Origin of the sequence: Paramagnetospirillum marisnigri, from assembly GCF_001650715.1 — a bacterium.
In the GTDB taxonomy this organism is placed as follows: Bacteria; Pseudomonadota; Alphaproteobacteria; order Rhodospirillales; family Magnetospirillaceae; genus Phaeospirillum; species Phaeospirillum marisnigri.
Genome location: NZ_LWQT01000040.1, coordinates 62,232 through 74,595 on the forward strand (window position 1 = coordinate 62,232; position 12,364 = coordinate 74,595).

Below are 12,364 nucleotides of genomic sequence, written 5' to 3' on the forward strand. Positions count from 1 at the left end.
GGCGGCACTTCTATTCGAGTCCCTTAACCACTATAGGCAATAAACCCCATCGTCCCGGCATGCGTCAATCAGAATGGGGAGGTCGGGATTGGAAACGCCTGACCGTTACGGGTAGGGAAGATGCCTCCCCCTCCTCTTTCGAAGGCTGGGCCACGGCAGCCGGTCCCGGGCGATTCTTCGCCTGATTGGTGAAGCGAAAGCGCCCCGCCAGCACACACCCCTTCATCCCGGGGTCGCAGGGCCGCCCCGCCACCTTGCCGCAACGCCCGTCGGTTTCATGCGCACATCCCCAACCGCTCATTCCGGCCTCCGTCAGATTCGTCCCAGCGGCAATGGCGCCGCGCCCTGCGGCTTGCCACCGTCCGGCGCGGCCGGAGGATTGGCGACGGACTTCATCAGTTTGACGATCTCGTCGCGGGACTTGGCCGCCGCATCCACGATGGGGCGGAAACCGCCAGTATCGGCAATTCTGTCCAACAATGCCTTGATGTGGGCCAAGTTGACCAGCGCGGCCTCGCGCCGGGCGGGTCCGAACCCGTCCACCATCCTGCGGGCATGGACAGGCATGCGGCGCAGCAACCCCAGTCGGCGGCCGGACAGAACCTTGAACTCCATCACCCGTGCCAGCAGGTCGATATTATGGCCAGGATGGATGCTTTCGAAGAGATGCTCGACCAACTCTATCTCGCCGAAATCCAGACTGAGGAAATTGATCTGCGATGCCTGCCACGCGGCGATGAAATCGGCGATGGCGGCCAGCCTCTGCACCATGGCGTCCTGGAACACCCGGGCGTCGAGCATGCGCCAGGCCTTGGCCGAGGCCATGGGCAGTTTTCCGGGCAGGCCGAAATTGCGCGACAGGTTGATGCAGACCGCCAACAGGGCGCGGCTGTCGATGTTCTTTGCCCCGCGCGGCCAGCATTCATGCAGCAGGTCCTGGGCCACGAAATCATCGGCAGGCGTCAGCAGCAACCGGGCCAGGGCATCGATGCGATCCGGCATCTCAAGGGAACCCGCTCCCTCGGGCGTGGCGGCGGCGATCAGCTTGACCATGTCGTCAAGGGCCATTTCCACCGATGGCTGTTGCGGCGGTGGCACGAAGCGCTCATCCAGCACCAGCACGTCCTGATCGTCGTCCGATGGTGCATATTCGCCCGAATCGCCTTCGCCGGACAGACCAGCGGAGCCAGGCTCCTGCGGCGATGCCCCGGCCGAGGTCTGGGACTCCATCAGGGCCGCCAGGACGCCTTCCAACAATTCTCGATTGCTGGGCTGCGACGCCCCATCCCCGGCCCTGGCCTCCGACACGATGGGCTGATCCGTGGCGATGCCTTGCGCAGACAAGGCATTGAGCACCTGGAGCAGAAGATGCTCGCCATTGGATGAGGATGGGTCTGACCCGAGTCCTGGATTGGGCTGGGGATTGGGCTGGGGATTGGGCTGGGGATCGGCCGTCGAGGCCAGTGGAACCAGGCCCCCCCCCTTGCCGTCATCCTCGGCCACTTCGTCCGCCAGCAGGGCTTCGATATCAATTTCCGTCGCCAATGCTGGCTTTGGAGTGACCGGAGGAACCTTTGCCACCATGTCCGGAACCGGGACATCATCCTCGGCCTCGTCCGCCAGCAATGCCTCGATATCAATCTCGGCGTCAGGTTTCGCCGCCGGAACCTCCACCTCCATGTCCAGGACCAGGACGTCGTCCTCGTCCTCCGCCTCGTCCGCCAGCAACGCCTCGATATCAATCTCGGTGTCAGGCTTCGCCGCCGGAACCTCCACCTCCATGTCCAGGACCAGGACATCGTCCTCCACCGCCGAAACTTCCGGTTCGGGCGTGGGTTCGGGGTCCGGGACGGGCTCCGGTTCCACCACCATCTCCAAGACCAGGACGTCGTCCTCGTCCTCCACCGCCGAGACGTCCGGTTCAGGCGCGGGTTCGGGCTCCGGGACGGATTCCGGCTCGACCTCCATCTCCAGGACCAGGACGTCGTTCTCGTCCTCCACCGCCGAGACTTCAGGTTCAGGTTCAGGTTCAGGTTCGGGTTCGGGTTCGGGGGCCGGGACGGGTTCCGGCTCCACCTCCATCTCCAGGACCAGGACGTCGTCCTCGTCCTCCACCGCCGAGACGTCCGGTTCGGGCGTGGGTTCGGGCTCCGGGACGGGCTCCGGTTCCACCACCATCTCCAAGACCAGGACGTCGTCCTCGTCCTCCACCGCCGAGACGTCCGGTTCGGGCGCGGGTTCGGGGTCAGGGACAGGGACGGGGTCCGGCTCCACCTCCATCTCCAGGACCAAAACGTCGTCCTCGTCCTCAACCGCCGAGACTTCCGGTTCGGGTTCGGGCGTGGGTTCGGGGTCAGGGTCAGGGACAGGGTCCGGCTCCACCACCATGTCCAGGACCAAAACGTCGTCCTCGTCCTCAATCGCCGAGACTTCCGGTTCGGGCGCGGGTTCGGGGTCAGGGTCAGGGACAGGGTCCGGCTCCACCTCCATCTCCAGGACCAAAACGTCGTCCTCGTCCTCAACCGCCGAGACTTCCGGTTCGGGCGCGGGTTCGGGGTCGGGGACGGGGTCCGGCTCCACCTCCATCTCCAGGACCAAAACGTCGTCCCCGTCCTCAACCGCCGAGACTTCCGGTTCGGGCGCGGGTTCGGGGTCGGGGACGGGATCCGGCTCCACCTCCATCTCCAGGACCAAAACGTCGTCCTCGTCCTCAACCGCCGAGACTTCCGGTTCGGGTTCGGGCGTGGGTTCGGGGTCGGGGACGGGTTCCGGCTCCACCTCCATCTCTAGGACCAAAACGTCGTCCTCGTCCTCCACCGCCGAGACTTCCGGTTCGGGTTCGGGCGTGGGTTCCAAGGGGGAATCGGGGGGCAATGGGGAGAGCGAAGCCGCCGGGCGACGGCCGAAAAGCCGTTCCAGCAGGCTGGGGCGCATTCGATCGGGCAGCAGGGGGGCTTCGCCCGCCAAGGCCGTCGGGATAGCATCGATCCCGGTGGTGATCAGGATGGAGGGGGCCGCTTCTTCTGGCGCGGAAGCGACGCGGTCATGCTCGGCATTTTCGAGCGGTTCCGGCTCGGCGGCTGGACTCTCGGGTCCAGGCAGCGGCGTCTCTTGCGCGGACGAGTCCGGCGATGCGGTTGGAACGGCCTCGGCCCGGTTTTTCCCCGCCCGAGTGATGCGGCGGTCCAAGATGCGCTGCATGGGGCTGCGGCGACCGGTTGGCACCCGGATGTCGGCGCTCGCCAATCCCTCGGTATCGTTATGGGAAAGGTCGGCCAAGGCCTTGGCCAGCAGGTCGCCAAACGCCTCCGGCGGCGTCGACACGGTCGCCGGATCATCAAGCAAGCTGGAATCCGACCGAGTCTGCATAATGTGCCCAGCCTATGGCAGCCCGGTTAATAATGCCTTTTCGTCCAGAGCCCGCGCCAGTGCGCAAAAGCCTTCCACGGATATCTCTTCCGCTCGGGCGGTGCCCGGCAAGCCCGCGACATCCAACAAGGCTTCGGCATTGCCCAACTGCCGCAGGCTGGAGCGCAGCATCTTGCGGCGTTGGCCGAAGGCGGCGGCGGTCACCCGCTCAAGGGTTTCGAACCGGGCCGGGGCCAGCGGCGTGGCGCGCGGGACGATCTCGGCCACCGTGCTGGTCACCGCCGGGGGCGGGGTAAAGGCGCGGCGGTCGACGTTGAACAGGGCCCGCACCTCGCACCGCCACTGGGTGATCACCGACAGTCGCCCGTAATGGGGCGAGCGCGGCTCGGCGACCAGACGGTCGACCACCTCCTTCTGGAACATCAGGACCATGCGCTCGAAAGCATCGGCCCGGCGCAGCCAGGCCAGCAGCAGCACGGTGGAAATGTTGTAGGGCAGATTGGCGACGATCTTGCGCGGAGCCTCGCCCAAGGCGGCGCAGTCCACCGCCAGGGCATCGGCGGCCATGATCTCCAGGCGGCCGGGATAGGCGTCGGAAATTTCCTGCTGAATGGCGATGGCGCGGTCGTCGCGCTCCACCGCGATCACCCGCTGTGCCCCGGCATCGAGCAAGGCCCGGGTCAGCCCGCCGGGGCCGGGGCCGATCTCGATCACCGTCCCCACCGACAGGTCCCCCGCCGCCCGGGCGATCCGCCCGGTCAGGTTCAGGTCGAACAGGAAATGCTGGCCCAGCGACTTGCGGGCGTCCAGCCCATGGCGGGCGATGACCTCGCGCAGCGGCGGCAGTTCGGCGCTCATGACCGCTTCGCCCGATTGGCGGCGATCATGGCCGCGGTGTCCAGCGCCGCGATCAGGCTGTCGGGGTTAGCCCGCCCGGTTCCCGCCAGATCGAAGGCGGTGCCGTGATCGGGCGAGGTGCGCACGAAGGGCAGGCCCAGGGTGATGTTGACGCCGCCGTCGAAGTCGATGGTCTTGATGGGGATCAGCGCCTGGTCGTGATACATGCACAGGGCGACGTCATAGCCTTGGCGGGCGCGGGCGTGAAACAGGGTATCCGAGGGCAGCGGACCGACCGCGTCGATGCCGAGACGGCGCAGCTCCGCCACCGCCGGTGCCACGATATCTTCGTCCTCGCGGCCCATGGCGCCGCCTTCCCCCGCATGGGGATTGAGTCCGGCCACCGCCAGCCGGGGCCGCTCGATGCCGAAATCCCGCTCCAGCGCCCGGGCCGTGACCGTTCCCACCGCCACGATATCGTCGATCCGCAGGCTTCGAATGGCCTCGGCCAGTCCCACATGGATGGTGACCGGGACCACCCGCAGCCCCGGGCAGGCCAGCATCATGACCTCGCGCAAGGCTCCGTCACCCACCAGGGCCGCCAGGAACTCGGTATGGCCGGGGAAGGAAAAGCCGCCCTGATACATCACCCCCTTATGAATGGGATTGGTGACCACGGCGCAGGCCGCGCCCGACCGGGCCAGGGCCACCGCCCGCTCGATGGAGGCTTGAACGGCCGCGACATTGGCCGGATCGGCTCTCCCAGGCTCCACCGGGATTGCCAGGGGCTGGGCCAGGACGGGCAGGGCGTGCGCAAAGGCGTCCACCGCGTCGTGGGCATGGCGAATCTCGCGGAGGGAAACCATCAGCCCCAGGCGGCGAGACAGCCGCTCGAGGCGATCCGGATCGTCGATCACGAAGAAGGGATGAGCCCCGGCCGTCCGGCGGGCCCAGGCCATCAAGGTTATGTCGCCGCCGATCCCGGCGGGCTCGCCCATGGTCAGGGCGAGCGGCGGCAAGCCCGGATCACTCACGCGGTCACAGCCTGAATTCGACGAAGGCGGCCCGACGCAGGTCGCGGAGATAGCGCTTTCCCTGCAGTTCCAGGCGCTCTTCCTCGATCTGGCGACGGATCACGTCACGCGACGGCAACGCCCCCGCCTGCCCCAGCGCGGTACGCGAGCAGACCATATAGACGAAATAGCCCTCGGGTGATTCCACCGGGCGAGAGGGGGTTTCCAAGGCGATATCCTTGACCACGGCCAGCACCTGGGGCGGAAGTTCCGATTTGCGCCCGTTTTCCATGCGGCCGAAGGCATCGCTTCCCAGCTTGCGGCCGAACTCCTCGAAATCGCGGCAGCCCTTGATGGGCTGGGTCAGTTCCGTCGCCTTCGCCTTCAACTGCTCGGGCGAGGGACCGCCGCTGGCGACCGGGCGCGGAAACAACACCTGGGCAATGGTCATGGTTTCGTCATCGGCCAGATGGGCCCCCGCGATACGCTTGTCCAGCACGGTGACGATGTTGAAACCGGTTCCCACCCGGATCAGGGGGCTGACATCGCCCTTGTTCATTCCGGCCACGGCGGACTTGATCTCGTCGTCGATGGCGGTATCGATCACCCAGCCCAGCATGCCGCCGTTGCCGGCGCTGCCCGATTGGGAGAACTGCCGGGCCAGGGCGGGAAAGGGCGCCCCGGCGCGAACCTGTTCCAGCAGGCGCTCGCCCAGCTTGCGGGCTTCTTCCTCCTGCTTGGGATTGTCCACCGCCAGGAAAATCTCGGCCAGCATGTATTCCGGCCGCCCGATCCGCTGCTTCAGGAGGTCGATGCGATCGGTGATCTCGTCCTCGCCCACCTTGATATTGGGGCCGAGAACCCGGCTCATCACCCGAACCCAGGTGACGTCGGCGCGAATCTGCTCGCGCACCGCGTCCACATCGACACCGGCCTGACGCAGCGAGGCCAGCAATTGACCAGGGCGCATGCGGTTGCCACGCTCGATATTGGCGATGCTGCGGTTGATCTCGTCGGCACCGATATTGACCTTGACCCGTGAGGCCTCCTGCATCTGGAGACGCTCGTCCACCATCTTGCGCAGCACCTGTGGCACCGCCCTGCGCCGATTCTCCAGGGAGTCCTGCAGGTTGGACATGACGATAGCCAGCTTGAGCCGGGCTTCCAGATCCCTGACGGTGATCATGTCGTCATTGACCAGGGCGGCGATGCGGTCGACCTCCTGGGCAGAAGCCGGAACGGCGGTGCCCAGCAACAAGAGCAGGCAGGTGGCGGTGACAGCGACAATACGAGCCAGCATACCGGCAATCCTCTGTTCCTTCCGGGAGGCAAGCCCCGGAACGGTGTGGCGGAATTAGAACAGGCCGAGCGGAGCCTCGCCCAGGGTCTTCAGCACAAAAGTGAGAGTCGCATTATATCCCGACAGCAGGCCCGGAGCATCGGTGTAGTACCGGCTCATGGCCGCCACGATGGCGAAGCACTCGTCATTATAGGTGGTGTTGGCGGTCCAACTGAGGGTGCCGCCATCCTTGGTCAGGTCCTGGCTCATGGACGCCGTCGCCTTCCAGTATTGCGACAGGGCCGAACTTGCGGAGTAGCTCAGATACTGGCGGCGTGGATAGATGTCCCCCGCGGTGGACGACACCGAGGACAGATAGCCATAGGTGGCGGCTAGGCTGAGGGCGGGCGGCCCCACCGACACGGTGGATTCGTTGCGCCGCAATTGCAGGGAATTCTTGTCCAGCCGGAAACGGCTGTTCAGGGCAAGAGTACCGGTGGGGGCCACGTCCACCCGGCCAAGGAAGTCCGAGAAGGTATCGGTGAAGCCGCTGGTGGGACCAAAGGTGGCGTCGGCATTACGCCGCCAGCCCTGGGCCGCCTGCACCCCCAGGCGACCGCCCCGCGCCGGATAACCGGACCATTTGAGACCATAGCCGCCCCGCAGGCCGCCCTCGACCCGGTCGAGGCCCACCAGGCGGTTGGGCCGCACCACATTGGTCTCGTCCAGTTCGAAGGCCAGGGAATCCTCATTGGGGATCTTGTCGTCGTTGCCGCCACGCGGGCTCATGGCCACCATGGCCACCGGCTCGATCACCTGCGACATGACGGTCCCCTGGCGGGCGAAGGGATAGCGCCAGTTCATGGAGACTTCCGGCACCGCGCGCCCCGCCGTCACCTCGCCGGAATAGTTCTGCAGATGCTCGGAGCGATAGCCGTCGCCGCGCATGCTGGTGGTCAGGCTCACCACCTGCCCATCCGGCGAGGTCATGGGCAAGGTCCAGCCGGTACGGTGCGAGATGCGCTGCGCCACGGTACCGCGCGAGCGGGTATAGGACAGCACGTCGCTGTCGAAGGTCCAGTAGCTGTTGGCCCATCCCGGTTCGCTGATGGCCTGATGCATGAAGTGGGGCAGCACCACGGGCGACTTCGAATTATCCGTCACCACCCGATGCCCCTGGAACGACATGGCCTCGGCCATGGCGTAGTTGCGCCGCCCGAAGCCTTCCACATAGGGCCGGGTCAGCAGCCAGGGCCGGTCGTTCTCGGTGCGGATGCGATAGAGGTTGCGATAGACCTCGTCCGACTGGTACTGCGCCTGCCAACCGGCCCGCCAGGTGCGGTCAAGCTCGTACAATCCCTTGGATTCCACATGGCCGCGAATCTTGCCGTCGTCCTTGTCGGCGGTGATGCTGCCCACCGACTTGGCCTCGCCGCGCACGCCGCGCCAGCGATGCTCGCCCAGCAGGTGGACATGCTGCAGTGTGGCGGTGGCCAGATCGTCGGGATCGGACTTGGTCACCTTCACCGACTTGGAATCCGGCATCATGAAGCGCGGCACCAGGGTGAAATCCTCATGATCGGACATCACGAAAAAGTAGGGCGTGGTGAACGAGGTCCCCAGGGTACTGTTATAGCCCATTGTTGGCGCCAGGAAGCCGCTCTTGCGCTTCACCGTCGGATCGGGATGGGACAGATAGGGCGTATAGAGTACGGGAATACCCAGCATCTCGACCCAGGCATCGCGGTATTCCACCTGGGCCTCGGCCTGGTTGTGGGTCACCCGCAACGCCTTGGCCTGCCACAGCGGCGTCCGCCCGGGATCGTCGCGGCAGGGCTCGCAGGCGGTATAGCTCACCCGTTCGAAATCGGTCCGGTCGCCGCCATAGCGTTGGGCCGACACCGCCGTGAGGCGCGAATTGTCAGCCATGATCAGGCGCAGATTCTCGGCGACGCCGTTCTTGAAGTCGCCGGTCAGCTCGAAATAGTCGGCCTGGGTGATCTCGCCGGTGGGCTCGGTCAGCACCACATTGCCCGACGCCCCCATCAGGTCCTTCTTCAGGTTGTAGGACACGGTGTCGGCGGTGATGGTACGCCCGCTCTGGACCATCTCGACTCGGCCCTTGGCGGTCACCACCTCGAAAACCCGGTCATATAGGACCTGATCGGCTTCCATGTGAACCGGCGGCGCCGAGCCCTCCTGGTCGCGCTCCAGCTTGGCCTTGGGCGAGGGAATGATGCGCGAGGGGCGCCGCAGCCCGACGGCATCGGGGCTGATATCGGCCGGTTCCATGGAAACCGAGACCCCACGTCGACGGGCCTGGGCCGCCGTCTCCTCCGCCTGGGCGGGCAGGCCGCCGCCGGGCGTGACGGTGGCGCGCAGACGCGGAGCCACAGCCCCCGGTGCCGGGGCCGTCTCGGCGGCGGGAGCCGACGGGCGAGGGGCTGGCGCCGCGACCGGTTGACCCGGCGACTGGGCGGCGGAGCGCGGACGAACGGCGGCGGGCGCGCTGGTTTCCTCGCCCCAGGCCTGGCCCCAGCCTCCCACCTCGGGATAGGCCTGCCCCATTTCATCGGTGAGCGGCGGCGCCGGACGCGACACCACCGGAACCGGCGACGGCGCCAGCGGCAGGCTTGGCAGGGCGGCGGCGGGTGGCGGCGGCACATAGGACGGCGCCACATAGGAGGGAATCGGTGCCGCCGGACGCGGCCGCACCGGCGGAGCCGAACGGACCGGCATGTCGTCCTCGCCCCAGGCCTGCCCCCATCCCCCCACCTCGGGATAGGCGACGCCGCCATCGGAGACATCGGCGCGGGCGGCCCCGGCCAGCGCCGTCGACGCCACCAGCAGGGCAAACAGGGAAAGGGGAGAGGATCGTGACAAGGCGGGCCTCGGCCGGTTCAGACGGGTTCACCCGCCATGGCGCTCGCGCGGCGGCGCGGCCATGGCGGTCGGACCAGCACCCACAGGCCGAAGCCGATGGGGATGGCGGCATTGATGTAGATGGCGGGTACCACCGCCAGATTACCGGTGGCCAGATTGGAAATGCCAAGGGCAGCGGCCTGAACCGCCACCATCAGCCCGGTGGCGATCAGCACCTGGACCAATTGGCCGCGCCGATCGAACCCGGCGGTCAGCAGGATCGAGGCCGCCAGCAGGGCGAAGCCGAGATTGTAGAGCGGCGAGGTGAGCCGCGAATGAAGTTCCACCTTGAAGCGACGATAGTCCTGCAGTCCGGATTCGGCCTCGGTCACATCGAGCAGTTCGCCCAGGCTGCGTTCGCGCGCATCGCGGAAACGCTCCCGCTTGGCACCGGTGGCGGTGGCGAAATCCACGGTGTAGGAATCGAAATACAGCAGCGACAGCTTGCCGGTGCCGGGCGTCACTTCCTGGCGATTGCCATTGACCATCAGAACCCTTGGACCGGTCTCGGTATAGACCAGGGCCCCCCTCTCGGCCATCAGGGTGACGGCGCGCCCGGCTTGGCGCTTGTCATGGACCAGGATGCCCAGCAACTCCCCTTCGGGGGAGCGGGCCCGGACATAGATGGTCAGTCCGTCGCCGAATTTGTTGAAGACGCCTTCCTGCAACAGCACGTTGGAGATGTCGTTGCGGATGCTCCAATGCATCTCGTGAAAGCCCCGCACCGTCAGCGGGATCAGCCAGCAACTGAGGAGATAGCCCACCAAGCTGGCGGCGGCCCCCAGGACGATGGCGGGCTGGGCCAGGGTCAGATGGCTGAGCCCGGCGGCGCGCAGCACCACCAGTTCCCGGTCGGCGATCAGCTTGTTGAAGGTGAAGACCACCACCGCGAACAGCGAGATAGGGATGATGATGACCAGGAAGCCCGGCATCAGCAGCAGGGTCAATTTGAGGAAGGAACCGATGGACAGGCCCTTGTTGACGATCATCTCGACGAAGCGCAGCGACTGGGTCAGCCACAAGACACAGGTCAGCGCGATGGAGACGAACAGCATCCCCACCACCATCTGCCGCAGTATGTATCGCGTAATTCCCGACATCGCGCGGGGATTATAGACATCCCCCGCCCTGCCGAACAGCGAAAGCTTGCGCCCCTACAGCCAGTCTTCCGCCACGGCGCCGCTTCCAGCCTCGATCACCCCCAGCAAGGCGCCCGCCTGGGGCAGGATGACATCGGCGAAGAAGCGGGCGGCCTTGATCCTGGCGATCAGGAAGGCCTCGTCATCCCCGCCCTCATCCAGGCGGCGGTTGGCGGCCAGGGCCATGCGGGCCATCAGCCAGCCGCCGCTCGTCACCGCCAGCAGATCGAGGAAAGGCGCCGCCACCGATCCCGCCAGATGGGGATCTCCGGCATGGCGGGTCAGAATGAAATCCATGGCGGCCGAGACCGCGAACACGGCCGCCGCCAACTGGCGGCGCAGCACGGCGAAGTCCTCGCCGCCCACGGCGGCCAGGGCCTCGTCGACCTTGCGCATCTCGGCGATATGGGCGCGTAGCGCCTCGCCCTGGTCGCGGATCAGCTTGCGGCCTACCAGATCCATGGCCTGGATGCCGTTGGTGCCTTCATAGATGGCGGTGATGCGGACATCGCGCAGATGCTGCGCCACGCCGGTCTCCTCGATGAAGCCCATGCCACCGAAGACCTGGATGGTGAGATCGGCGACCTTGACGCCGCTGTCGGTGCCCCAGGACTTCACCACCGGGATCAGCAGGTCGACCTCGGCATGGGCGCGGGCACGCTCGGCCTTGTCGGGATCGCGCCGGGCGATATCCAGGCGGGACGCCACGTAATAGGCCAGGGCGCGGTTGGCCTCCACCAGCACCCGCTGGGTCATCAGCATGCGCCGCACATCCGGATGGCGGATGATGGGGCCGGGGGCCGCATGGCCGGGCGCGATGCCTTGGACCCGCTCGCGGGCATAAGCCTGGGCCTTCTGCATGGCGCGCTCCGCCACCGCGATGGCTTCCAGTCCCACCGCCAGCCGGGCGTTGTTCATCATGGTGAACATCAGGGCAAGCCCCTGGTTCTCGCCCCCCACCAGACTGCCGATGGCGCCCTCGTCATCGCCATAGGCCATGACGCAGGTGGGGCTGCCGTTGATGCCCAGCTTATGTTCCAGCTTCAGGCATTTGATGTCGTTGCGCTGCCCCATGCTGCCATCGGGATTGACCAGGAATTTGGGCACCAAGAACAGCGAGATTCCCTTCACGCCGGGGGGCGCGTCGGGCAGGCGGGCCAGCACCAGATGAACGATGTTCTCGGCGGCGTCGTGCTCGCCGCCGGTGATGAAGATCTTCTGGCCGGTGATGCGGTAGTGATCACCCTTGCGAACCGCCTTGGTCTTGAGCGCCCCCACATCCGAGCCAGCGCCCGGCTCGGTCAGGTTCATGGTGCCGGTCCACTGGCCACTGACCAGCTTGGGCAGATAGAGCGCCTTCTGGTCCTCGGTGCCGTGGGTGCTCAGCAGGTCCACCGCGCCCTGGGTCAGCATGGGGATCAGGCCAAAGGCCATGTTGGCGGAATGCCAGATTTCCTGCACCGCCGTCCCCACCAGCCAGGGCAGGCCCTGGCCGCCGAACTCGGGGTCGAACGGCACCGCGTTCCAACCCGCCGCCACGAAGCGCTTGTAGGCGTCGACGAAACCGGGCGCCAGTGACACCTTGCCGTTTTCCAACCGGCAGCCCTGGCGATCCCCCACCGGATTGAGCGGCGCCAGCACGCCCGCGCCGAACTTACCCGCCTCCGCCAACACCGCCGTCACCAGATCGGCGGTGGCCTCGCTATGGCCCGGCAAGGCACTGATGCGCGACAGCTCGCCGATCTCCTCGATGACGAAGGCCATATCCCGGACGGGAGCGGAAAAGGTGGGCATGGGCGACAGGA

Annotated in this window: 7 protein-coding genes; all 7 read right to left on the reverse strand. The window is 66.6% G+C overall.

All coding sequences use genetic code 11. The features are described 5' to 3' along the window. Positions 1-312: 312 nt before the first annotated feature. From A6A04_RS23065 to A6A04_RS04530, 7 genes are read right to left on the reverse strand one after another with little or no spacing between them, the layout of a single operon-like run. Positions 313-3,345, reverse strand: coding sequence for a hypothetical protein (locus tag A6A04_RS23065; protein ID WP_156612468.1), 3,033 nt, complete (start codon positions 3,343-3,345; stop codon positions 313-315). Between the two features lie 36 nt (positions 3,346-3,381). Further along, positions 3,382-4,227 (reverse strand): 16S rRNA (adenine(1518)-N(6)/adenine(1519)-N(6))-dimethyltransferase RsmA, encoded by an 846-nt coding sequence (gene rsmA, locus A6A04_RS04505; RefSeq protein WP_068490331.1) that lies wholly within the window; start codon positions 4,225-4,227, stop codon positions 3,382-3,384. Further along, positions 4,224-5,240 carry a 4-hydroxythreonine-4-phosphate dehydrogenase PdxA gene (pdxA, locus tag A6A04_RS04510; RefSeq protein ID WP_082914694.1) on the reverse strand — a complete coding sequence of 339 codons (1,017 nt, stop codon included), beginning with the start codon at positions 5,238-5,240 and terminating at the stop codon, positions 4,224-4,226. Before pdxA ends, rsmA begins: the two co-directional genes overlap by 4 nt. A 4-nt stretch (positions 5,241-5,244) precedes the next feature. Next, on the reverse strand, positions 5,245-6,519 hold the full coding sequence (locus A6A04_RS04515) for a peptidylprolyl isomerase (protein WP_068490333.1): 1,275 nt from the start codon (positions 6,517-6,519) through the stop codon (positions 5,245-5,247). 54 nt (positions 6,520-6,573) lie between these two features. Beyond that, positions 6,574-9,381, reverse strand: a complete 2,808-nt coding sequence (locus A6A04_RS04520) for an LPS-assembly protein LptD (RefSeq protein ID WP_068490335.1) — start codon at positions 9,379-9,381, stop codon at positions 6,574-6,576. Positions 9,382-9,398: 17 nt separating this feature from the next. Further along, complete coding sequence (lptF, locus tag A6A04_RS04525) at positions 9,399-10,520, reverse strand: LPS export ABC transporter permease LptF (RefSeq protein WP_068490337.1); 1,122 nt, start codon at positions 10,518-10,520, stop codon at positions 9,399-9,401. Between the two features lie 54 nt (positions 10,521-10,574). Further along, positions 10,575-12,353, reverse strand: a complete 1,779-nt coding sequence (locus A6A04_RS04530) for an acyl-CoA dehydrogenase (RefSeq protein ID WP_068490339.1) — start codon at positions 12,351-12,353, stop codon at positions 10,575-10,577. Between the last annotated feature and the right edge of the window lie 11 nt (positions 12,354-12,364).